General features: G+C 67.2%; 18 protein-coding genes and 1 pseudogene. 11 read left to right on the top strand and 8 right to left on the bottom strand.

What is annotated here, in order from left to right:
* Positions 1-41: 41 nt before the first annotated feature.
* The 6 genes from secA to J0J01_RS04780 all read left to right on the top strand — a co-directional run bounded on the left by secA (position 42) and on the right by J0J01_RS04780 (position 8,688).
* Entirely contained in the window at positions 42-2,801 is a 2,760-nt protein-coding gene (gene secA / locus J0J01_RS04805) for a preprotein translocase subunit SecA (protein WP_296379075.1), read from the top strand.
* Positions 2,802-2,929: 128 nt separating this feature from the next.
* The gene (locus tag J0J01_RS04800; RefSeq protein WP_296379074.1) at positions 2,930-4,009 is read left to right on the top strand and encodes a PLP-dependent cysteine synthase family protein; all 1,080 of its coding nucleotides are present in this window, start codon (positions 2,930-2,932) and stop codon (positions 4,007-4,009) included.
* 111 nt (positions 4,010-4,120) lie between these two features.
* A complete protein-coding gene (locus J0J01_RS04795; protein ID WP_296379073.1) occupies positions 4,121-6,253 on the top strand; it encodes a TonB-dependent receptor in 2,133 nt (710 codons plus the stop codon).
* Between the two features lie 26 nt (positions 6,254-6,279).
* On the top strand, positions 6,280-7,032 hold the full coding sequence (locus tag J0J01_RS04790) for a tyrosine-protein phosphatase (RefSeq protein WP_296379072.1): 753 nt from the start codon (positions 6,280-6,282) through the stop codon (positions 7,030-7,032).
* A gap of 49 nt (positions 7,033-7,081) precedes the next feature.
* Complete coding sequence (locus J0J01_RS04785) at positions 7,082-8,320, top strand: epoxide hydrolase family protein (protein ID WP_296379071.1); 1,239 nt, start codon at positions 7,082-7,084, stop codon at positions 8,318-8,320.
* 128 nt (positions 8,321-8,448) lie between these two features.
* The gene (locus tag J0J01_RS04780; RefSeq protein WP_296379070.1) at positions 8,449-8,688 is read left to right on the top strand and encodes a hypothetical protein; all 240 of its coding nucleotides are present in this window, start codon (positions 8,449-8,451) and stop codon (positions 8,686-8,688) included.
* 53 nt (positions 8,689-8,741) lie between these two features.
* Here the strand turns inward: J0J01_RS04780 and J0J01_RS04775 are convergent.
* Positions 8,742-9,180, bottom strand: a pseudogene (locus J0J01_RS04775) (hypothetical protein); the annotation flags it as partial.
* Between the two features lie 51 nt (positions 9,181-9,231).
* Complete coding sequence (locus tag J0J01_RS04770) at positions 9,232-10,092, bottom strand: MaoC family dehydratase N-terminal domain-containing protein (protein WP_296379069.1); 861 nt, start codon at positions 10,090-10,092, stop codon at positions 9,232-9,234.
* A 42-nt stretch (positions 10,093-10,134) separates the two neighbouring features.
* On the opposite strand from J0J01_RS04770, the gene J0J01_RS04765 reads away from it, so the two are divergent.
* Positions 10,135-10,632, top strand: coding sequence for a GNAT family N-acetyltransferase (locus J0J01_RS04765; protein WP_296379068.1), 498 nt, complete (start codon positions 10,135-10,137; stop codon positions 10,630-10,632).
* Here J0J01_RS04765 and J0J01_RS04760 read toward each other — a convergent pair.
* From J0J01_RS04760 to J0J01_RS04745, 4 genes are all read right to left on the bottom strand, one after another.
* The gene (locus J0J01_RS04760) at positions 10,550-10,933 is read right to left on the bottom strand and encodes an MmcQ/YjbR family DNA-binding protein (RefSeq protein WP_296379067.1); all 384 of its coding nucleotides are present in this window, start codon (positions 10,931-10,933) and stop codon (positions 10,550-10,552) included. The genes J0J01_RS04765 and J0J01_RS04760 overlap by 83 nt on opposite strands.
* Before the next feature lie 194 nt (positions 10,934-11,127).
* Entirely contained in the window at positions 11,128-12,018 is an 891-nt protein-coding gene (locus tag J0J01_RS04755; RefSeq protein WP_296379066.1) for a FecR domain-containing protein, read from the bottom strand.
* A 10-nt stretch (positions 12,019-12,028) separates the two neighbouring features.
* Positions 12,029-13,342, bottom strand: coding sequence for a tetratricopeptide repeat protein (locus J0J01_RS04750; protein WP_296379064.1), 1,314 nt, complete (start codon positions 13,340-13,342; stop codon positions 12,029-12,031).
* Entirely contained in the window at positions 13,335-15,161 is a 1,827-nt protein-coding gene (locus J0J01_RS04745; protein WP_296379063.1) for a glycosyltransferase, read from the bottom strand. The genes J0J01_RS04750 and J0J01_RS04745 overlap by 8 nt, the downstream gene beginning before the upstream one ends.
* On the opposite strand from J0J01_RS04745, the gene J0J01_RS04740 reads away from it, so the two are divergent.
* Entirely contained in the window at positions 15,160-16,383 is a 1,224-nt protein-coding gene (locus J0J01_RS04740; protein ID WP_296379062.1) for a nucleotide disphospho-sugar-binding domain-containing protein, read from the top strand. The two genes, J0J01_RS04745 and J0J01_RS04740, sit on opposite strands and share 2 nt — an antisense overlap.
* Positions 16,384-16,616: 233 nt before the next feature.
* Here J0J01_RS04740 and J0J01_RS04735 read toward each other — a convergent pair whose 3' ends face one another.
* Positions 16,617-17,516 carry a TauD/TfdA family dioxygenase gene (locus tag J0J01_RS04735; protein WP_296379061.1) on the bottom strand — a complete coding sequence of 300 codons (900 nt, stop codon included), beginning with the start codon at positions 17,514-17,516 and terminating at the stop codon, positions 16,617-16,619.
* 68 nt (positions 17,517-17,584) lie between these two features.
* Here J0J01_RS04735 and J0J01_RS04730 point away from each other — a divergent pair, with 68 nt between their 5' ends.
* The 3 genes from J0J01_RS04730 to J0J01_RS04720 are packed head-to-tail and all read left to right on the top strand — an operon-like array spanning position 17,585 to position 21,259.
* A complete protein-coding gene (locus tag J0J01_RS04730; protein WP_296379060.1) occupies positions 17,585-19,327 on the top strand; it encodes a DUF255 domain-containing protein in 1,743 nt (580 codons plus the stop codon).
* A gap of 7 nt (positions 19,328-19,334) precedes the next feature.
* Positions 19,335-19,979, top strand: coding sequence for a TIGR02466 family protein (locus J0J01_RS04725; RefSeq protein ID WP_296379059.1), 645 nt, complete (start codon positions 19,335-19,337; stop codon positions 19,977-19,979).
* A complete protein-coding gene (locus J0J01_RS04720; RefSeq protein ID WP_296379058.1) occupies positions 19,979-21,259 on the top strand; it encodes a tetratricopeptide repeat protein in 1,281 nt (426 codons plus the stop codon). Before J0J01_RS04725 ends, J0J01_RS04720 begins: the two co-directional genes overlap by 1 nt.
* Here the strand turns inward: J0J01_RS04720 and J0J01_RS04715 are convergent.
* Complete coding sequence (locus J0J01_RS04715; protein ID WP_296379057.1) at positions 21,256-22,260, bottom strand: LLM class flavin-dependent oxidoreductase; 1,005 nt, start codon at positions 22,258-22,260, stop codon at positions 21,256-21,258. The genes J0J01_RS04720 and J0J01_RS04715 overlap by 4 nt on opposite strands.
* Between the last annotated feature and the right edge of the window lie 8 nt (positions 22,261-22,268).

The raw sequence follows: 22,268 nt of genomic DNA, 5'->3' as shown, positions 1-22,268 counted from the left end.
GGCCGCGTGCCCGCCTAAGTTATTACAATATCGAGGTTTTCATGCTCGGCGCGCTCGCCCGCAGCTTGTTCGGGACGGCCAATGACCGGATCGTCAAAGGCTTCGACAAGCCGGTGGCGAAGATCAATGCGCTGGAGCCGGAGTTCGAGAAGCTCTCCGACGAGGCGCTGCGCGCCAAGACCACCGAGTTCCGCGAGCGGCTGGCCAAGGGCGAGACCCTGGACGACCTGCTGGTCGAGGCCTTCGCCACGGTGCGCGAGGGGGCCAAGCGGACGCTGGGCCAGCGTCATTTCGACGTCCAGCTCAAGGGCGGCATGGTGCTGCACCAGGGCAAGATCGCCGAGATGAAGACCGGCGAAGGCAAGACGCTGGTCGCCACCCTGGCGGTCTACCTCAATGCCCTGGAGGGCAAGGGCGTTCACGTCGTCACCGTGAACGACTACCTCGCCCGCCGCGACGCCGAGTGGATGGGCCGCGTCTATAGCTTCCTCGGGCTCACCGTCGGCGTGATCGTGCACGACCTCAGCGACGAGCAGCGCGCCGCCGCCTACCGCAGCGACGTCACCTACGGCACCAACAACGAGATCGGCTTCGACTATCTGCGCGACAACATGAAGTACCGCCAGGACGCCATGGTCCAGCGGCCCTTCAACTACGCGATCGTCGACGAGGTCGACTCGATCCTGATCGACGAGGCGCGGACGCCACTGATCATCTCCGGTCCGGCCGAGGATTCGTCGGAGCTGTACCGTCGTGCCGACACGGTGATCCCGCGCCTGACCAATGCCGCCTTCGAGAAGGACGAGAAGAACCGCACGGTGGTCTTCACCGAGGCCGGCATCGAGGAGGTCGAGGAGGTACTGCGCAGCGACGGCCTGCTGCCCGAGGGCCAGAGCCTCTACGCGCCGACCCAGGTGACCCTGCTGCACCACGTCACCCAGGCGCTGCGCGCCCACAAGCTGTTCCAGCGCGACGTCGACTACATCGTCAAGGACGGCCAGGTCGTCATCATCGACGAGTTCACCGGCCGCATGATGGCCGGCCGCCGCTATTCGGAAGGCCTGCACCAGGCGCTCGAGGCCAAGGAGAAGGTCGAGATCCAGCGCGAGAACCAGACGCTGGCCTCGATCACCTTCCAGAACCTGTTCCGCATGTACCCCAAGCTCGCGGGCATGACCGGCACGGCGATGACCGAGGCGGCCGAGTTCGCCGAGATCTACCGGCTCGAGGTGGTCGAGATCCCGACCAACGTCGCGGTCGCCCGCAACGACGCCGACGACGAGATCTACCGCACGCTCTCGGACAAGACGCGCGCCATCGTCAAGCTGATCAAGGAGTGCCAGGCGAAGAACCAGCCGATGCTGGTCGGCACCGTGTCGATCGAGAAGTCGGAGGCTTTGTCGGACGCGCTCAAGCAGGCTGGCATCCGGCACAGCGTTCTGAATGCCCGCTTCCACGAGCAGGAAGCCGAGATCGTCGCCCAGGCCGGCCGGCCGGGCACCATCACCATCGCCACCAACATGGCCGGCCGCGGCACCGACATCCAGCTCGGCGGCAACGTCGAGATGCTGGTGCGCCAGAGCGAGCCGGAGATCGCCGCGAAGTTCGCCGACGACGCCGAGCGCAAGGCCGAGATCGCGCGGGTCGAGGCCGAGATCCGCGCCGGCGTCGAGCGCGACCGCGAGGTCGTGCGCAAGGCGGGCGGCCTCTACGTGGTCGGCACCGAGCGACACGAGAGCCGGCGCATCGACAACCAGCTGCGCGGCCGCTCGGGCCGCCAGGGCGACCCGGGCGCGTCGAAGTTCTTCCTGTCGCTGGAAGACGACCTGATGCGCATCTTCGGCAACAACAAGGTGCTGGACTGGGTGCAGAAGAAGGGCATGGCCGACGACGAGGCGCTGACCCATCGCTGGCTCAACAAGGCGCTCGAGACGGCGCAGGGCAAGGTCGAGGCGCGCAACTTCGAGATCCGCAAGAACCTGCTGCGCTTCGACGACGTCATGAACAGCCAGCGCAAGGAGATCTACAAGGAGCGCATCGAGCTGATGGCGACCGAGGACGTCTCCGACGTCGTCGCCGGCATGCGCCGCGACGTGATCGACGGCATGGTGTCCCGCGCCATCCCCGAGAACGTCTACGCCGAGCAATGGAAGACCGTCGAGCTTCGCGACGACGTCCGCCGCGTGTTCGGCCTCGACCTGCCGGTCGAGGACTGGGCCAAGGAAGAGGGCATCGCCGAGGAAGGCATCAAGCAGCGCCTGAACGATGCCGCCGACCGGCTGTTCGCCCAGAAGGTCGCGCAGTACGGCCCCGACGTCTGGCGCCAGGTCGAGAAGCAGATCCTGATGCAGCTGTTCGACCAGGCCTGGAAGGACCACCTGCTGCATCTCGACCATCTGCGCCAGGGCATCGGCCTGCGCGCCTACGGCCAGAAGGATCCGCTGAACGAATACAAGCGCGAGGCCTTCAACCTGTTCAGCGACCTGTTGACCGGCCTGCGCGAGCAGACCGTCAACGTGCTGGCCAACGTGCAGTTGCAGATGCAGCCGCCGCCGATGGAGCCGCCGCCGCTGCAGATGCGCGAGATCCACGAGGATCCGGCGATGGCCGCGCTGCAGGCCGACGATCCGAACTTCGACCCGGCCGACCCGTCGGGCGGCGGCGTGGCGACGCTGCCGCGGCCGCGGACCAATCCCAAGGTCGATCCCAACGATCCCAACACCTGGGGCAAGGTCTCGCGCAACGCGCCCTGCCCCTGCGGCTCGGGCAAGAAGTTCAAGCACTGCCACGGCCGGGTCTGAAGCTCGCAGAAAATTACTCTGCCCGCGTCGTCGAAAGGGAAAAATCGGCGCCGCGGCGGTATGAACCGGCTCTAGGTTTCGCGACCGTCCTTGGCTAGCCTTCGGAACTCACCCGAAGGAGACGTGCCATGGCAGCCCCCAAGCTCAGGACCACCAACGGCCGCGGCCGTCTGTTCGACTCGGTGCTCGACACGATCGGCGACACGCCCTGCATCCGGGTCAACAATCTCGCGCCGAAGGGCGTGACGATCTACGTCAAGGCCGAGGCGTTCAATCCCGCCTCGTCGGTCAAGGATCGGCTGGCGGTCAACATCATCGAGGCGGCCGAGCGCGACGGCACGCTCAAGCCCGGCCAGACCGTGGTCGAGGCGACCAGCGGCAACACCGGCATCGGCCTCGCCATGGTGTGCGCCCAGAAGGGCTATCCCCTGGTCGTCACCATGGCCGACAGCTTCTCGATCGAGCGGCGCAAGCTGATGCGCATGCTGGGCGCCAAGGTCGTGCTGACGCCGCGCGCCCAGAAGGGCTTCGGCATGTACCAGAAGGCGGTCGATCTTGCGAAGGCGCATGGCTGGTTCCTCGCCCACCAGTTCGAGACCCCGGCCAACGCCGAGATCCACGAGGCGACGACGGCACGCGAGATCGTCGCCGACTTCAAGGGCCAGCGGCTCGACGTGTTCGTCACCGGCTACGGCACCGGCGGCACGCTGGCCGGCGTCGGCCGGGTGCTGCGCAAGGAGCGGCCGGAGACCAGGATCGTGCTGTGCGAGCCGGCCAATGCCCAGCTCATCGGCAGCGGCAAGGCGCAGGAGCGCACCGCCGACGGCTCGCCCGCCTGGAGCCATCCCGCCTTCGAGCCGCATCCGATCCAGGGCTGGACGCCGGACTTCATCCCGCTGGTGCTGCAGGAGGCGATCGACAAGAAGTTCTACGACGAGCGCGTCGCCATCCCCGGCCCAGAGGGCGTCAAGTGGGCGCGCGCGCTCGCGCAGAAGGAAGGAATCTTCTGCGGCATCTCCAGCGGCTCGACCTTCGCCGTGGCGATGAAGGAGGCCGAGAAGGCACCGCAAGGCTCGGTGATCCTCGCCATGCTGCCCGACACCGGCGAGCGCTACCTCACCACGCCGATGTTCGAAGGCGTCGCCGAGGACATGGACGAGGAGGAGAAGAAGATCTCCCAGTCCACACCCGGCTATCAGATGCCCTGATCCTCCAGCTCCCGCCGAGCCGTTAGCCGCAAGAATGCATTGCCGCGCGTTGACCAAGGCAATTGTTATACTATAACATTCCGTTTGTTGGCCGATCGGAGGAGACAAGCGATGCGACGTTGGCACCGGCAGACGATGGCGCTGTGTGCGGTGCTGGCGCCGGCGCCAGCCCTTGGCCAGTCGCCGCCGGCGCCCGCGTCGGGCACCGGCCAGGCGCTTCCCGGCATCACCGTCACCGGAACCCAGCTCGACGACGCGCGCGGCTCGATCCAGCCCAGCCTCGGCGCCTCGCGCTTCGACTTCACGCCCAGCGTCGTCGACACGGTGCCGCAGGGCAGCCAGGCGCCTATCAACCAGGTGCTGCTGCGCGCCCCCGGCGTGGCGCAGGACAGCTTCGGCCAGCTCCATGTGCGCGGCGACCACGGCAACCTGCAATACCGGCTGGACGGCGTGCAGCTGCCCGAGGGCCTGTCGCTGTTCAACAATGCACTGGCGACGCAGTACGCCCGCAAGATGTCGCTGATCACCGGCGCGCTGCCGGCGCAATACGGCTTTCGCACCGCCGGCGTGGTCGACATCGCGCTGAAGTCCGGCACGACCGATCCCGGCGCCGAGGCCTCGATGACCCTCGGCACCTATGACTGGCGGCAGCCGTCGGCCAGCTATGGCGGCCAGTCCGGCAAGATCGACTACTTCGTCACCGGCCAGTTCCGCCACAACGCCATCGGCATCGAGAACCCGACCTCGTCCGCCTGGCCGATCCACGACAGTACCGACCAGTGGCATGGCCTGGGCAAGGTCACCGGCATCATCGACGAGCAGACCCGCGTCAGCTTCATCGCCGGCGGCTCCAAGGCGCGCTTCCAGATCCCCAACAACCCCGGCCAGACACCGTCCTTCGCCGTCGCCGGCGCCACCGGCCTCAACAGCGCGCGGCTCGACCAGCGCCAGTTCGAGAGCAACTACTTCGGCATCCTGTCGCTGCAGAAGCACACCGGGGCGCTCGACTGGCAGCTCTCCGGCTTCGCGCGCTATTCGAGCCTCACCTACAAGCCCGATCCGTTCGGCGACCTGATGTTCAACGGCATCGCGCCGTGGGCGCGGCGCACCAACTTCGCGACCGGCGTGCAGGGCGACGGCAGCTGGAAGGCGTCGTCCAACCACACCGTGCGCGGCGGCTTCCTGGTGCAGCGCGAGCGCTCGACCGACCGCAGCGACGCCCAGGTCCTGCCGGTCGACGACACCGGCGCGCCGACCCAGGACCAGCCGATCGGCATCACCACCGGCGCCGACAATATCGGCTGGATGTACGGCCTCTACCTGCAGGACGAATGGAAGATCCTGCCGAGCGTGACCGCGAACTACGGCCTGCGCTTCGACCAGTACATCGGCATCGTCTCGGAGAACCAGCTCAGCCCGCGCATCAACGTGGTGTGGCAGGCCAACGACTGGCTGACCGTCCATGCCGGCTACTCCCGCTACTTCACGCCGCCGCCGCTCGCCCAGGTCAACAACGGCGCGATCGCCGCCACGCTCGGCACGACGGCGGCGCCCGCCCTCACCCGGAACGATCCGGTGCGCGCCGAGCGGGCGCACTATTTCGACGCCGGCTTCGAGGTGCAGCCGCTCGACGGGCTGAAGCTGGGCTTCGACGCCTACTACAAGTCCGCCACCAACCTGCTCGACGAAGGCCAGTTCGGCGCGCCGATCATCCTCACCTCCTTCAACTACGCCTCGGCGATCGTCAAAGGCGTCGAGCTCTCGACGAGCTACGACACCGGTCCGTGGTCGCTGTTCGGCAACCTCGCCTGGTCGGAAGCGCAGGGCACCAACATCAACTCGGCGCAGTTCAACTTCGCCGCCAACGAGCTGGCCTTCATCCAGAACAACTGGATCTTCCTCGACCACAACCAGAGCTGGACCGCCTCGGGGGGGGCGGCCTACACCTTCAACTACGGCTCGGACTGGGCGACGCGGCTGTCGGCCGACCTGATCTACGGCAACGGCCTGCGCAAGACGGTGGTCACGCCCAACGACCAGGCCAATCCGGCCTACGCCGTGCTCAACCTCTCGGCGGCGCAGAAGATTCCGGTCAAGGGCACGGCCGGCACGACCCTGCGGCTCGACCTGCTGAACGTGTTCGACGCCAGCTACCAGCTGCGCGACGGCTCGGGCGTCGGCGTCGGCGCGCCGCAGTTCGGCCTGCGGCGGACGTTTCTGGTCAGTTTGACGCAAAAATTCTGACGCCGAACCGTGCTAGACCTTCGGCCATGGACGGTTCCGATTTTCCCTTCGTGGTGCCGCTCGAGGGCGGCTCCAACTTCCGCGACCTCGGCGGACATCGCACCGCGGACGGCGCCATCGTGCGCCGCGGCGCGGTGTTCCGCTCGGCCCATCTCGGCGGCCTGACCGACACCGACCGTTCGGCGCTGGGCAGGCTCGGCGTCAGGACCATCGTCGACCTGCGCGGCGTCAGCGAGGCGGCCGAGACGCCGCACCTGATCGCGGGCCTTAGCTGCAAGGTGGTCGGCGCCCACATCGAGCCGCAGCTCGGCGAGAAGCTGCGCGGCGCCGTCGACAGCGGGACGGCGACGCCGTTCCTGGTGATGCAGTTCCTGACCGACCACTATCGCGACTACCCGCGCCGCTGCGCCCCGGGCTTTCGTACCCTGTTCACGACCTTGAGCGACGGCACGCACCGGCCGCTGGTCTTCCACTGCACCGCCGGCAAGGACCGCACCGGCTTCGCCTCGGCGCTGCTGCTCAGCCTGCTGGGCGTGCCTTGGGACGACGTGATGGAGGACTACCTCCGCACCAACGAGCTGTGGACCGGCCATGTCGGCCGCTATCCCGAGCTCGACCTCGACACCCGCGCCGCCATCATCGAGGCGCGCCGACCCTACCTCGAGGCTGCCTTCGACGTGGTGCGCGCCGACTACGGCTCGCCCGAAGCCTTCGCAGAGAAGGCGCTCGGCCTCGACGCCAAGGCCCGCGAGCGGCTGAAAGCGGACTTGCTGACTTAGCTGGGAGCGCGGCACTGGAGTGCCGCGGTCCCAGCGATAAGATGCTCGGATGCCCTACGACACGCCCGAGCCGTTCAAGGTCGACATCCCCGAACGCGCGCTGATCGATCTCGACGAGCGCCTGCGCCGCTGGCGGCCGACCGTGGCGATCGCCGACAACGGGACCTGGGCCGCCGGCACCGACCCCGAGTTCCTGGCCAGCCTGGTCGATTACTGGCGGCACGGTTACGACTGGCAGCGCTGCCAGGAGGCGATCAACCGCTGGCCCAACTACCTGGTCGATATCGGCCCGCAACGCCTGCACTTCGTCCGCGAGCCCGGCACCGAGGTCGAGGACGCCCCGCGGCCGATGCCGCTGGTCATCACCCACGGCTGGCCGGGCTCGATCGTCGAGTTCCTCGACATCATCGACGCCCTCGCCCATCCCGAGGACCACGGCGGCGATCCGCTCGACGCCTTCGACGTGATCGCGCCGTCGCTGCCGGGCTACGGCTTCTCCGGCCCGCCGATCCGCGACGACGGCACGCCCGGCCCGATCGGCCCGCGCGCCATCGCCGGCCTGTGGCACAGGCTGGTGCATGAGAAGCTCAACTATCGCCGGCCCTACGGCGCGCAGGGCGGCGACTGGGGCGCCGTGGTCTCGTCGTGGCTCGCCTTCGACCATCCCGTGAAAGGGGAGAAGGACGACTGGAAGTCGGGCGTCGCCGGCCTGCATCTCAACATGACCGGCCTGCGGCCGGGCATCGACCTCAAGACCGCCGATCTCAGCGCCGCCGAAAGGGAATGGCTCGCCGGCATGGGCCAGCTCGACGACAAGACCGCCTACCAGCGCATCCAGGCGACGCGGCCGCAGACGCTGGGCGTTGCGCTCGCCGATTCGCCGGTTGGGCTCGCAGCCTGGATCGTCGAGAAGTTCCGCGACTGGAGCGACTGCAAGGGCGATCCGCTCGACAGCTTCTCGATGGACACCCTGCTCGACAACATCATGATCTACTGGCTGACCGGCACGGCCGGCACCGCGACCTGGCTCTATCGCGGCGTGACGCAGCAGAAGCCGCGCGCGCTGCCGCCCGGCGGCAGGGTGCAGGTGCCGACGGCGTTCGCCGCCTTCCCGGCCGATATCGCGCCGGCGCCGCCCCGGGAATGGCTGGAGCGCATCTACGACCTGCGCCGCCACACCGTGATGGCCAAAGGCGGCCACTTCGCAGCCCTCGAGGAGCCGGAGCTGCTGGTCGCCGACATCCGCGACTTCTTCCGGCCGCTGCGCTTCGGCGCGGCCAACGACTGACGGGCAAAGCGCACACGGATCGCTCAACCAACTGTGAGCGGGACGCCCCATCCGGCGAGCGGCGGCGGGCGTAAGATCGCCCGTACGGGATCAGCTTCGATCCAGCCTTCTTAAGGGAGAACGCAGACATGACGAAGCAGACCATGATCGCCACGGCGATCTCGATCTTCGCGGCCAGCAGCTTCGTGGCGTCTTCGGCAAGCGCTCAGGTGAAGTGCGCCGGCACCAACGCCTGCAAGGGCCAGAGCGCCTGCAAGGGTGGCGCCAGCGCCTGCAAAGGCCAGAATGCCTGCAAAGGCCAGGGCTTCTCGGAGACCAAGGACGCGATCAGCTGCCAGAACCAGGGCGGCAAGCCCGTCACCCAGTAAGACCGGTATTCTTCGATCGATGCGGGCGTCCCGGTCCTCCCGTGACGCCCGTATCGGCGCTGGCGCGACCGGCAGAACGGATCGCCAGGCTCGCAGTTGGCCCGCACCTGCGCGACGTGCCGCCGGAAGGCCCGGCAGCGCTTGACTTGGCGCCGGTCCTCCTCGTCGAGCCGTCGGCTCCGGTAGTAGCGGCAGTACCATTGGAACCAGCCCGCGCGGATCGTCGGGATGGAGTCAGCCCTTGCGACGCCGTTCCGACAGCGGCTGGCTGGCATCGACGCCGAAGTAGTCGAGCTCAGGGTCCCGGTGCCGCGGCGCCAGCTTGGCTTTCGCGAACCAGCTCGCCGGGAATCCCTTGCGGCAATCGGTCATGTATTTGCCCCCGAACACGCCGAGCCGAAGCATCTCGGCCGGCGTGAGCTGCGGCTGGAAGTCCGGATCGAAGTCGCGGCCCACCGGCGCCGACAAGACATGGCGATCGCCGCGCTGCATCTTGTCGTTGACGATGACGACTTTCGTGCTGCGCGCCAGCCCGGCCAACGCTCAAGCCAGCGTCGCCGTTGCCTGCGCCGCGATCGTCCCCTTGGGCGTCACCGTCCACAGCTCGGCGCCTTTGCCGTCGGCGGTCGGCCGGCCGATCACGTCGAAGGGCGAGGTGTCGAACAGCGGCGCGCGGGCGCGCACGGCGATCGACTTCACCCTCCTGCCCGGCGTCGAATCGCGCAGCAGGTCGAAGATGCATTGCTGGGCGAACGGCCCGTGCACCACCAGTCCGGGATAGCCCTCGGTCTCCAGGCAATAGGTGCGGTCGTAGTGGATACGGTGCGGGTTGAAGGTGATCGCCGAGTAGCGGAACAGCATCACCGGGTTGGGCGTGATGGTGCGCCGCCACGGCACGTCGGCGGGCGCGGCCTCGCGCACCGGCACGCCGCTCTTCTGGCCGGCCTTGGGATCCTCGCGGAACACCGTGCTCGCCGCCTCGGTCATGGCGAGACCGCGCGGCGTGAAGAGGCGACGGGTCTGCGTCGTCACGATCAGGGTACCGGTGCTGCCCTCACGCAGCTGGATGTCGGTGAACTCGATCTCGCGCTTGAGCTTGTCGCCGACCCGGATGTCGCCCTCGAAAGTGAAGGTCGAGCCGGCATACATGCGCCGCGGCATCGGGATCTCGGGCAGCACGCCGCCGGTGAAGGCGGCGCCGTCGCGGCCGAGCTGCGCCGGCCGGGCGTAGGAATGCAGGAAGCAGAGATGCCAGCCCGGTGCGATCGGCTCGCCTTGCTCGGGCACCTTGTCCTTGCGGTCGAAGGTCGCGATCATCGCCTTCAGCGGCGCCTGGGTGACGGTGTCCTCGTCCTCGATCTTGGTGCCGAGCGTCTTGCGCAGCGGTTCGATGTCGATGGTCATGGCGCTTCCTCCGGAGATGACGCTAGCCTAGACAAAACGACGATGATCCGCGCGGCCCATCCTCACGAAATTCGCCTGTTGCCGCAGATCGAAAACGCGGCCGACGCGCGCTATGCACGGGTCGGGCTGAAGCGCGTCGTCGACATGCCTGCGCATTCGATCGCGTCGCTGGAACAGGGCCGGCGGCGGGGCCTGCTCTGGGTCGCGGCGTCGCCGCGCCGGCGCGTCGTCGGCTTCGCGCTGATGGAGATCAAGAGCGATATGGCCTGGATCGAGCAGCTCTCGGTGCTCGACCGATGGCAGGGCCGAGGCTTCGGCTCGGCGCTGATCGACCGCTGTGCCGAGACCGCCCGCGCGCGTGGCCACGCCACGCTCCACCTGACCACCTATCGCGGCGTTGCCTGGAACGAGCCTTTCTACCGGCGTCGCGGCTTCGCCGACGTCCCGCGCGGCGATTTCAGCCGGCCCCTGCGCGCCGCACTGCTGACCGAGACGAGCCACGGCCATCCGGTCTGGCGGCGCGCTTTGATGGCGCGCTGACGTTCTGCCACGCCATCGTGAGCGCGCTCTTCGCCGTCGTCGCATCGGCCGCCTTCAGCCGGACGTTGGTGGCGCCGCCCAGACCCCACTTGCCCTTGACCGGGACGAAGATCGCCGGTTCCGCCTCGATCAGCATGCGCTGCTGGTCGGGCGTCAGCTTCACCATGGCATGGTCCTTGTCGGGATAGCCCAGGGTCGCGAAGATCCGGCCGCCAGCACGGAAGTCCTTGGTGCCGTGATGCGAGCCTTCGATCGCGCCCTCCAGCAACAGCGCGAGCTTGGCAAAAGCGGCCGGCGTCATGCTACGGACGACAAAGAGCCCGATGGGACGCTTCAACCGCCCGGGCCGTGGCGCCGCGCACCAGCGCCGATTCGGCGAGCGCATCCAGCAGCAGGAAATCGTGGATGGCGCGTCTCGGCGCGGAAGATCCTGGCTTGGAGCGTGCCGGCGGGACCGACTGCGACCGGCTCGGGATGCGGATCGCGTGGCGCGGACTACGGATAGGATGGCGGCCGCACGCTCTGGATCTGGCTGTTCTGGGAGGAGGTCGCGCCGGGATTGCTGAAGATCGACGGGGATCCCAGCGGACCGGTCCCGGGGGGCCGTCCGGGGCGATTGGGCGGCAGGGTGCCGACGCTGTAGCCCGGCGGCAGTCCCGAGAAACCGCTCGCCGGTATGCTCCCCACTGCAACGCCGCCGTGCTGCCCGGGACCGCTGGTCTGCATTTGTGTGATCTGCGTCAAGGCCGCCGCGGCCAGCTTGAACGGAGGCGAGATCGGCTGATTGGCTGAGCCGATCACGACGGCTTCGCCGGGTCTGAGCGTCACCTGGCTGACGCCATTTCGGATCGTGACCGTTCCGAAGTGATTGATGACGAGCTCACCACCCTCCCGGCCCCGGAGATTCGGATCCGACGCGGCGAGGCTGGCCGGCACCGGAAGCAGCAGGGTGAAGATACCGCCCCGGATACCCAATATCGCTGACGGCGTCGTGACCGTTACCTCCGAGTTATGGCTGATCTGGCCACCGACGTAGCGCAGCACCCCCTTGAAGACGGATGCCCTCATCCTCCCGCTCTTGGCGTTCGGGTCGTAGACATATTCGTCGAGCACCAGCTCACTGTTGGGGCCGATGTTCACCGTCGACTGATCGGGAAACAGGATGTGACTCGATCCCGAAGCGGAGGTGCGAATCGTTTCCCTTACGACGACATCGGTGCCAACCACGAGCGTTCGCGCCGAGCCACCCGGCGGCGTGCCGGTGGTGTCCGGATTGACGGCACCCACCTTGGCGAAGCTCTGCGCCGCCGCCTGGGTCAACGGCGCAGCCGTCGACAGCAGCAGCGTCAGCAGTCTGGTGAAAAAGGATTGGCTACGCCATTCCATGAGAGCCCCTTCAGAACCGGACCGTAGGTCCGGACAGGATTGAAAGGTTGCTGAAGCCATAGTTTGGCAGCGACGAACTGACCTGGTCGTACTGGACGGTCGTCGACAGGCCGAAAGTGCGGGTTATCGGCATGTTGACGGTGACGCCGACGACCCATTCGAAATCGGCGTGACCGGCACGCGGGTCGATGAAGGGGTTCGGCGCATCGAAATCCGTCTTGATCAGACGGCCGAATGTCGTGATCGCCCAGCTCCGGGGGACCGACGCGAACGGCGGGGCAAACTCGTACGATGCAGCCGCTTCGACGAGCCATTGACCGAAGCTCTGGAAGTCGGTCGTGGCCTGGCCGCGCCGAAAGTAGGCGCGCCCATCCAGTCTCAGTTGCTCGTTGATCGCGTAACCCGACGACAGGCCGGCGGTAAACCAATTCCCCGTATCGAATTCGGAAAGTGTCGGCGCACTATTGGCGAATTCGACGCGCCGGTACTCGAAGCTGGGCTCGATCGCACTGCCCCAGGGCGCCGCTATGCCGAGCGAGATGCCGGCTCCCTTCGACGAAAGAAACTGGGCGCCGCCGACCCAGACATTGCCGCCAGCCACATAGGGCTTGATGGTCGCGTCGGCGAGCAAACCGGGCGGCAGGTGCAGGCGAGGCCCGACGCTTGCCTCGACCAGCCCGACATTGAGGTTGTTGAAGCGGAACTGCTGGGTAAGCGATCCGAAGACGCGGCTCTCCAGGACATCGCCAGGTCCGTTCTGCAGATCGTAGTCGTAGCTCAGCCCGACCAATCCGAACCAGTTCGCGTCGCTGTTGCCGCCGGGCGTCGGCGGCAGATTGAAAGTTTGGCCGTTGAATCGCGTGACGCCGCCGTCGGGCGAAAAGCTTGCGTTGCTTTGGTAGCGCAAACCGGTCTGGAGAAAGCCCGACAGCCGGCCGCGCCGCGACTGTGTGTCGGCGTCTGCGAGATAGGCCTCGATCTTCGCCCTGGTCGCCGTATTGACGTCGGGACTCGCCTGCGCCTCGGAGAGGTAACGCTTCGCGATGTCGTAGGCGCGCAGCCGGTAATAGAGGACTCCGAGCTCGAATTTCACCAGGGGCAAATTGGGATTGTAGAACAGAAGGCGCTCGAGCGCGCCGATCGCGGCCTCGTAGTCGCCGCGCTGTACCGCAACTTTCACGAAGTCGGCGGTGATCGCGTGGTTCGCCGGCTGCTGCATCATCCGGTCGTAAAGCCGCTGCTGCTCGGAGGCGGCGTCCTGAGCCGACGCCACGCCGACACAGGCCGACCAGAACGCCAAGGTGAACAGAAGGAATTTACGCATTCGAAGCCCGCTGGGGATACGTGCACTCATACATGTGCGTCATCCAACGCCTGACATCGTCGAATTCCATCTGAGCCGGGAAGAACAACTGCAAGTCATGCCGTTCGAACAGCCTGTCCACGAAGGAGCCGCGCGGTGGCGCCAGGAAATTGGGAACACCGGCGCGCAGCCAGGCATCCATGTGCAAATCGAGGAAATGCTTGCCGTCGAGTTCTGTCGACAAGGAATCGGCCTGGCTCGGATTGAACAGGCGGAGCACATCGAACCATGCTATCGGGCTCACCCATTCAACCGGCCGGCAGGCGCCGAGCAACCTGTTCGATACGATGGATTGCGTCAAGAGAGAAGCGCCCGCCCGCTCCCAATCGGCGACACTGTCCTCGAACGACGTCGAGTGTACAAGCGCGTCGGTCAGGACCGGATGGCCCGCGGGAAATTTGAGCGCGGCCGTGGAGATCACGTCGAACTCGGTCGGTCCGCCAAAGAACAAGTCTCCCGTCGGCAGCTCGGTTCTCAGCAGGACGACATCCGGATCGATCCACCAGCCGCCCAGGCGATGCAGCACGGCATGACGGAACAAGTCGGCATGAATCGCGAAGCGTCTTTGCTCGGGCAGGTAGCGCAACACGCGCTCGGAAGGCACGATATCGGCAGCGTTCTCGCGCACCAGCCAATCGGGCAATTCGGGGATGGGCTCGAACGCAAAAACTTCGACACGATGACCGCGATCCACGAAGCTTCGCAGACACAGAAGCTGGTAGGGTCCGATCGGCCCACCATGCCAGAACGTGCGCAGCGTCTGGGGAGCGACGGCGGCGCGCACCGGTCTCGCGCGGACGCCTGTGGGGCGCCCCGGCGGACGGGGTGAAACCGCAACCTGCCGAGCCGCTCGATGCCGTTCCACCAGAAGATCGAGGGCGTTCGGCGGAGTGATCTCCGTGCGCAGGCGCCAGCGGAGCTCTTCCAGGAGATTGCGCTCGCGAAACCAGACGGCAACGGATTCTGCGGACAGGCGCGCGTCTTCGGCGAACGTCATCCCGAATCGGCGGAACAAGCCGTCGAGAAAGCTGCCCTCGGGCGGTCCGAAATTCTTGGGAATCCGGACCCAGCGCCAGACCTCGTTCCAGAGATGAACAAAATCGCTGTTCGCGACCCGCTCGTCCAATTCCGCTCGCTGTCCGGGGTCGAACATGAGGGGAATTTCAGCGCTCAGGATCTCGTAGGCGCTCGACCGCGGCCGAACCACGTGGTCCAACGCATAGTCGTGCGCCAACCGGGTCACCAGCCTCGGCCCGATCGATATGCGCTTGCTGAGAGGCGCGCCGGGCCCGGCCTCGGGAATCAGCTTCCATGCTTCATCGATCGCCGCGTCGATGAACGGCGACGCGGCGGGAAATTTCATTACCGCGCCATTCACCAGATCGTCCGATTCGCGCGCGATATAGACCTTGCTGCCGGGCATCTTCTTGCCAACCAGCACGATGTCGAGGTCGGCATACCAGCCGCCGAATTGCTGGAGCGCCTGGTAGCGGAAAAGGTCGGAATGCAAGGCCGGCGAGCGGACACCGTCGGCGAAGGTGAACTGATGCACTTGCCCCGACAGGATCTCGCGCGCATCGATGAGCTCGACGCCCTCGGGAACCGCCAGGTCCTTGTTCGTCGCGTAGAGCAGCACGCGGGCGTCTCCCGCGACGAAACTGCGGAGCGACAGCTCTTCATAGGGACTGAGCGGCGGACCGGTCCAGAACAGGCGAACTTCCGGCCGCGGCGCCGCGCTACTCAGCAGGCTTCTATCTCCATCCCTGATGGGATAGTGCATGGAGGCCGCGCTTGTAAATCGCGAGAGTGTTTCGACGGTGACGACCGTACTTTTTGCCTGGGAGCTGGGTCGCGGCCTGGGCCATCTCATGAACATGCGCCGCATCTCGGCGCGTCTGAAACCTCACGGCTTCCGATTTGTCGCGGTCGCCAGGGACTCGACCGCCGCCGATCTGTTGGGAGAAGCCTTCAGCGAGATCATCGTTGCGCCCCGCTGGCCGATCGACTCCCGCCCGGCTTCGCAACGTTCGGCCCTGTCGTCCGCAACCTTGAACGATATCCTTTCAGGCATGGGCCTGGCGGACACCGGGGAGGTGCGGCGTCTTCTCCAGGCCTGGGATGAGATTTTCAAGCGGACCCAGCCGGACCTGGTGATCGCGGATTTTTCGCCGATGGCGGCGCTGGCGGCTCGCAGCCGCCTTCCGCTGGTGCATGTCGGCAATGGCTACACGTTGCCGCCGCACCAGATGAAACGGTTTCCGCCGCTCCACCGGTTCTCTCCCGCGGTCTGGAGCGAGGAACAAACGTTGGCCGCGGTCAATCAGGCGGCGCAGGCTTGCGGAAGGGTTCCGTTGGATCGCCTGCCGCAGCTTTTCTCCGGCGATGCCTGCCTGGTCCAGACCTTTCCCTTGCTCGATCCGTACGATACGCAGCGAACCGAGCCGCTGGACGGACCGATGTTCGATCGAGCGCCGGCGACGAGGGGTGCTGGCGCACAACAGATTTTCGCCTACCTGTCGAGCGGCTACGCGCTGCATCCTTCGCTTTTCGCGGCGCTGCGCCCGTTCGCGTCGCGCTTGCGCATCCACGCGCCGGGATTGCCCACGGCGCAGGTCGAGGAGCTTCGTCATGAAGGGGCTCAGATCGATGCCCAGCCGGCACCGCTCGCCGAAATCCTGCCTGCGACCCGTCTCATCGTGCACAACGGAGGACCGGGGGTTGCTGCCGAGGCGCTTGTCGCGGGCGTTCCGCAACTCGTGCTCAGCGCGCAAGTCGAACAGGATTTCAATGGACGAGCCTTGAAGAACGCCGGAGTGGCCGAGTTCTTGAGACTTCACGAACCGGGCGTCGAGATCTCGCCCGAGCTGATCGGCAGGATGTCGACGGACGATGCCCTGGTCGCGCGCGCTGCGAATCAGGCCGAATGGCATCGCGCCTATCTGGCGACCACGGATGCTCTCCGCACCTGCGAGCGTACCTGCCTGCACCTCCTGACGGGCTGAGGGTTGTGGAAAAGTATGCTCCAGCATCCCTCTTTTTGGGCAATGGAACGGCGCGCGCGGTGCTGATTGCTCGGCATTACGCGGCCTGGCATCGCTTCCATTGCCCATAATAGGTGGTTCGTCGCGAGAGGCGTATGAAGCTCACAAAGGAGCTTCTCATGAGCGCGTCGGCGCCACGAAAACGGTGGGATCGCCAGAAACGGCAAAAACGGGCGAAACCGGTCGCGGCCGGATCACTCCGCCGCGACCGCCAGGCCCATCTGCTCGCAGGTCGGCGCGACGTCGGAGACGGTGGCGCGGCGCATGTCGCGCTTGTAGCGCTGGTCGTCGAAATCCATGCCGCGATGCATGGTGCAGCGGTCGTCCCACATCACCAGGTCGTTGATGCGCCAGCGATGGCTGTAGACGAACTGCCGTTGCGTCGCGCGCTCGATCAGCTCCTTGAGCAGCGCCTCGGCGTCGGCCCTGGGCATGCCGCTGATCGTGCCGGCGTGGCTCGCGAGATAGAGGCTTATGCGGCCGCTGTCCTGCAGCCGGCGAACGAGCACCTGCGGCACCGGCTCGAAGGCCGTCTTCTCGGCCTCGTCGAAATCGGAGAAGCCGAGCTTGGCGCGCGAGGTCATCAGCGAATGCCAGGCGACCAGGCCCTCGAGCCTGCGCTTCATCCTATCGGGCAGCGCGTCGTAGGCGGCGCGCAGGTCGGCGAACTCGGTGTGGCCGCCGATCGGCGGGATCGAGCGGCCGTGCAGGATCGAGCAGTAGGCCGGCAGCCGCTTGAACGAGGAATCGGTGTGCCACAGCCGGTTGCCGAGCTGGTACAGCCGGATGCGGTCGTTCTCGGCCAGGATGTTGTTGTCGGCGTCGAGGTTGCCGACATCGGCCATCTGCTCGGGCAGCCGCATCTTGTGATCGGTGCGCAGCTTGAACACCGACGTCTCGAGCGGGCCGAAATGGCGGGCGAAGTCGAGATGGCTCTCGTCGCTGAAGGTCTGGTCGGGAAAGACCAGCACCGCATACTGGGTGAAGGCGGCCTTGACCGCGGCGACGTCGGTGGCGGAGAGCGGCCGGCCAAGATCGACGTCGCCGATCTCAGCGGCGAAAGAGGGTGTGACGGCATGGATGGAGATGGCCATGGGTTCCTCCCGATCCTGTGTTTGCCCGTGATTGGACCACCGAAGGGGTGCGGCGGCAAATGGCTTTCATGACACGCTTCCTCGGAGTCCTCGCGATTTTGCTGCTCGGCATCGGTGCGGTGCCCCACGCTCCTTGGGCGGCCCCGCTCGAGAACGCGGACGGCTTCTGGAGCGAGTGGAACGAGGCCACCTTCGCGCGCGCCCGAGCCGAGAAGAAGTTCGTGATCGTGTCGCTGCAAAGCTGGTGGTGCCCGTGGTGCCTGACCATGAACCGCGAGACCTGGGCCAACCCGATGGTGCGCGCCGAGCTCAGGGATCATTTCATCCCGGTCCATGTCGACCAGGACAGCCGGCCCGACATCTCGCAGCGCTACGAGCGCTGGGGCTGGCCGGCGACCATCATCTTCGGGCCGGACGGCACCGAGATCGTGAAGCTGCGCGGCTTCTACTCGCCGCAGTTCTTCATCCCGGTGCTGCGGGAGACGATCAAGGATCCCTTGCCGGTCGATTACGGCGAGCCCGGCGGGCCCGAGCGCGAGCGGACGCTGTCGACCGGCCTCACCGACGCGGCTCGCGCCGCCATCCTCGCCTTCCTGGGCAAGGCCTGGGACCCGGCCAATGGCGGCTGGGGCAAGAGCAAGCTGGTCGACGGCCCGACGCTCGGCTGGTTCCTCGACCGCGCCAAAGCGGGAGACGCCGAGGCCACGCCGCGGATCAAGCAGACGCTGACCCGGATGATCGCGCTGATCGACAAGGACTCCGGCGGCATCAGCCAGGTGACGCTGGCGCCCGACTGGTCCAAGCCGTCGCTCGAGTTCCCGATGTTTGCGCAGCAGGCCGGACTCGCCGCCTATGCGCGCGCCTCGGTACTGTTCGGCGATTCGGCCTATCGCAAGGCGGCAGACGACATCTACCGCTTCCTGAGGGACAAGCTCGCTGGTCCGAGCGGCGGCTTCCATGCCTCGATGGGCATGGCCGAAGGCCAGCCCGGCGTCGACAAGCGTCAATATGCGCGCGAGACCGGCCAGGCGATCCAGGGCCTCGCCGCGTATTACGACGCCACCGGCAACCAGGAGGCGCTGGCGCTCGCCATTGCGGGCACCGACTGGGCGCTGCGCGAGCGCGCGCTGAACGGCGGCGGCTTCCGCCACGCCGCGCAGGATGCGGCCGGACCGTACCTGGCCGATTCGGTCGAGATGGGTGCGGCGCTGCTGGCGCTGCATCGCTCGACCGGCAACGCCAAGTGGCTGCAGGCCGCGATCGCCGCCGGCGACTTCATCGCCGCGACCTTCGTCGATCCCAAGACCGGCGGCTTCTTCGTCTCGGCCTCGCCCGATGCCAAGCACCTGCCCAAGCCGATCAAGCAGCGCGAGGACAATGTCACAACCACGCGCTTCTTCACCCTGCTCGCCTTCTATGCCGGCAATGCGCGGTATCGCGAGATCGCCGAGGCCGGCATGGGCTATCTCGCCTCGCCCGCGGTCCTGGAGCAGGCGGCCTTCCTGCCCGACGTGCTGCTGGCCGAGGACGAGCTGCGCAACGAGCCGGTGCACGTCACCGTCGTCGGCGCCAAGGACGATCCGCGCAGCGCCGCGCTCTATGCCGCGGCACTCGCCTATCCGCTCGCCTACAAACGCGCCGAATGGTGGGACAAGCGCGAGGGCCGCCTCGCCAATCCCGACGTCGACTATCCGGACTTCCCGGACGGCCCGGCGGCCTTCGCCTGCACCCGCACCTTCTGCTCGCTGCCAGTGACCGACGCCGCGGCGATCCCCGCGCAACTCGACCGTCTGCAGCGGGCCATGAGATAATGGCCGCATGATCGAAAAGCAGGACGTCCAGGAACTCTTCCCGACCCCTCTCTGGATCGTCGACCTCAAGGCCGCCGAAGCCGCCCCGCTCAACGCCAAGCTCAAGGCGGAGATCGAGCGCCTCATCTCGCCGCGGCCCAAGGTGCCGGCGGGCAGCAACTGGCAGACGCCGCAGGACCTGCACAAGCGGCCGGCCTTCGCCGAGTTCGTCAAGCTGGTCGAGATGGCCGGCCGCGGCATCGCCCGTTTCCTGCAGGTCGACCACTATCCGATGGTGATCACCGGCTGCTGGGCCAACATCAATCCGCCCGGCGCCTATCACCCGACGCACCACCATCCGAACAACTACCTGAGCGGCGTTTATTACGTCGCCGTGCCGCCCAGCGGCTCGCGCATCCAGTTCCAGGATCCGCGGCCGTCGATGATCATGCCGCGGCCGCGGCAGTACACGCGGCTCACCGCCAACGGCGCCGACGCCCAGAGCAAGGAGGGCCGCCTGCTGATCTTCCCGGCCTGGGTCAAGCACAACGTGCCGGCCAATGACGGCGAGACCGAGCGCATCAGCATCTCCTTCAACTTGATGTTCAGCAACTTCACGGAGACGATGGCCTCTCCGATGTGGGACGCGACGGCGGGCAAGGAGAAGGCGTGATGCTGAAGGATCGCTACGGCAACGAGCTCGGCACTCAATCGGCCGCCGCGCGCGACGCCTACGTCCGCGGCGCCGACAGCCTGATGGCCGCGACGCCCGGCACCGACCACGCCTTCGCCGAGGCCGTCGCCGCCGACGAGGGCTTCGCGCTCGCCCACATCTCGCTGGCGCGCGCCAAGCAGCTGATGGGCCGCGGCCACGAGGCCAAGGTGCCGCGCGCGCGGGCGCTCGAGCTCGCGGCCGGCGCGAGCCCGCGCGAGCAGAGCCATATCGCGATCTTCGACAAGATCCTGACCGGCCACGGCGAGGCCGCGCTGGCGGCGATCAAGGAGCATCTCAAGACCTGGCCGCGCGACGCCATGGCCTTCGCGCCGGCGACCAGCGTGTTCGGCCTGATCGGCTTCTGCGGCCGGGTTGGCCGCGAGCAGGAACAGCTCGAGATGATCGCGCCGCTGGAGCAGCACTACGGCGACGACTGGTGGTACCGCACCCAGCTCGCCTTCGCCCAGATCGAGCTCGGCCAGTTTGCCGAAGGCGAGCGCAACATCGAAACGGCGCTGGCGGGCTTTCCGCGCAGCGCCCACGCCTCGCACATCCGCGGCCATCTGTTCTACGAGGTTGGCGAGCGCGAGGCCGGGTTGGCCTTTCTCAACGACTGGATGAAGGACTATCCGCGCGACGGCCTGATGCACTGCCACAACAGCTGGCACCAGGCGCTGTGGTCGCTCGAGACCGGCCGCATCGCCGACGCCTGGCGCATCTACAACGAATCGCTGCGGCCCGGCGCGGCGTGGGGTCCGCAGGTCAATGTCGCAACCGACTGCCCGGCCTTCCTGCTGCGCGCCGAGATGGCGGGCGAGCCGCGCAAGCCCGAGCTGTGGCGCGAGCTGGCGGAGTACTCGACCCAGTGGTTCGGCAAGCCGGGCCTGAGCTTCGTCGACATGCACACCGTGCTCGCCTACGCGATGGCCGGCGACGTCGACAAGCTCGCGCCCTTCACCGACAGTCCGCGCGGCAGCGCCGGCGACATGGTCCCGCCGATGGCGCGCGGCTTCAAAGCCTATGCGAACGGCGACTACAAGACCGCGGCGACCGAGATCGAGCCCCTGCTCGCCACGCACGAACGCCTCGGCGGCAGCCGCGCGCAACGCGATCTGCTGGAATACGTGGTCGCCTCGGCCAAGCTACGCGGCGGCGGGCGCGACGAGGCACGTTCGTTCATCGAGTATCGCCGGCCACGCAACGCCAAGGTCGGCGGCTTCCCGCTCGCCGGGCTCTAGAGGCCGAATGCCTCGGCGATCAGCTCGTAGGAGCGTTTGCGCTTGGCGAAGTCGAAGCAGATCGTCACCAGCATGATCTCCTCGACCTCGTAGCGCCGCGCATGATCCTCGATGCCGGCGCGCACCGTCCTGGGCGAGCCGGTGACCGCGCGGCGGCGCATCGCCGCCATGAAGGCCCGGGTCCGCGGATCCTTCTCCGCCGCCAGCGCCTCCTCGACCGGCGGAAACGGCCCGGGCTCGTTCTGGGTGCGCAACCGCATCGCCCACAGCTCGCGGCTCTTGGACAGGAGGTCCGCTTCCTCATCGGTCTCCGCGCACATGACTCCCATTGCCATCATCGCCTTCGGCTCGGGATGGAGCGCCGACGGCCGGAAGTGCGCGCGATAAGCGCGCGTGACGCCGTCGCCGCCGTCGGGATTGATGAAGTGGGCGAAGCAGAACGGCAGGCCGAAGTGCGCGGCGAGCGCTGCGCTGTCATCGCTCGAGCCGAGCAGCCAGACATCGGGCGCCGTACCGCCGACCGGCTGCGCGGTGATGCCGGTCGCAACGTGCTTGTCGGGCAGCGCGTCGTGCAGCCACGCCACCAGGTCGCGCACCTGCACCGGATAGTCGGACGGGTCGTTCCAGTTGGGCTTGCCGGCGGCCAGCACGCGCATGGTACGCTGGTCGCTGCCCGGCGCACGGCCGATGCCGAGATCGATGCGGCCGGGGAACAGCGTCTCCAGCATGCGGAAGTTCTCGGCGACCTTGAGCGCGCTGTAGTGCGGCAGCATCACGCCGCCCGAGCCGATCTTCATGCGCCCGGTGAGACCCGCGACCCGGGTGATCAGCACCTCGGGCGTCGAACCTGCGAGGGCCTCGCTGCTGTGATGCTCGGCCAGCCAATAACGGTGATAACCGAGGCGATCGCAGAGTTGCGCCAGCTCCAGCGTCTCGCGCACCGCGTCGGCGGGCGTGCCGCCCTTGCGAATCGGCGACTGGTCGAGAACGCTGAGACGCAACGCCGACA

The organism is Reyranella sp. (genome assembly GCF_017305915.1).
GTDB lineage: Bacteria > Pseudomonadota > Alphaproteobacteria > Reyranellales > Reyranellaceae > Reyranella.
This window is presented reverse-complemented; position numbering and strand designations above follow the sequence as displayed.

Bases quoted from the DNA above. Each gene is read 5' to 3' on its own strand.
- J0J01_RS04790 (WP_296379072.1), top strand. From the start codon at position 6,280: ATGGACGGTTCCGATTTTCCCTTCGTGGTGCCGCTCGAGGGCGGCTCC.
- J0J01_RS04725 (WP_296379059.1), top strand. From the start codon at position 19,335: ATGATCGAAAAGCAGGACGTCCAGGAACTCTTCCCGACCCCTCTCTGG.
- J0J01_RS04730 (WP_296379060.1), top strand. From the start codon at position 17,585: ATGACACGCTTCCTCGGAGTCCTCGCGATTTTGCTGCTCGGCATCGGT.
- J0J01_RS04750 (WP_296379064.1), bottom strand. From the start codon at position 13,342: ATGCGTAAATTCCTTCTGTTCACCTTGGCGTTCTGGTCGGCCTGTGTC.
- J0J01_RS04770 (WP_296379069.1), bottom strand. From the start codon at position 10,092: ATGACCATCGACATCGAACCGCTGCGCAAGACGCTCGGCACCAAGATC.
- J0J01_RS04795 (WP_296379073.1), top strand. From the start codon at position 4,121: ATGCGACGTTGGCACCGGCAGACGATGGCGCTGTGTGCGGTGCTGGCG.
- secA (WP_296379075.1), top strand. From the start codon at position 42: ATGCTCGGCGCGCTCGCCCGCAGCTTGTTCGGGACGGCCAATGACCGG.
- J0J01_RS04785 (WP_296379071.1), top strand. From the start codon at position 7,082: ATGCCCTACGACACGCCCGAGCCGTTCAAGGTCGACATCCCCGAACGC.
- J0J01_RS04745 (WP_296379063.1), bottom strand. From the start codon at position 15,161: ATGCACTATCCCATCAGGGATGGAGATAGAAGCCTGCTGAGTAGCGCG.
- J0J01_RS04735 (WP_296379061.1), bottom strand. From the start codon at position 17,516: ATGGCCATCTCCATCCATGCCGTCACACCCTCTTTCGCCGCTGAGATC.
- J0J01_RS04765 (WP_296379068.1), top strand. From the start codon at position 10,135: ATGATCCGCGCGGCCCATCCTCACGAAATTCGCCTGTTGCCGCAGATC.
- J0J01_RS04780 (WP_296379070.1), top strand. From the start codon at position 8,449: ATGACGAAGCAGACCATGATCGCCACGGCGATCTCGATCTTCGCGGCC.
- J0J01_RS04755 (WP_296379066.1), bottom strand. From the start codon at position 12,018: ATGGAATGGCGTAGCCAATCCTTTTTCACCAGACTGCTGACGCTGCTG.
- J0J01_RS04760 (WP_296379067.1), bottom strand. From the start codon at position 10,933: ATGACGCCGGCCGCTTTTGCCAAGCTCGCGCTGTTGCTGGAGGGCGCG.
- J0J01_RS04740 (WP_296379062.1), top strand. From the start codon at position 15,160: ATGGAGGCCGCGCTTGTAAATCGCGAGAGTGTTTCGACGGTGACGACC.
- J0J01_RS04800 (WP_296379074.1), top strand. From the start codon at position 2,930: ATGGCAGCCCCCAAGCTCAGGACCACCAACGGCCGCGGCCGTCTGTTC.
- J0J01_RS04720 (WP_296379058.1), top strand. From the start codon at position 19,979: ATGCTGAAGGATCGCTACGGCAACGAGCTCGGCACTCAATCGGCCGCC.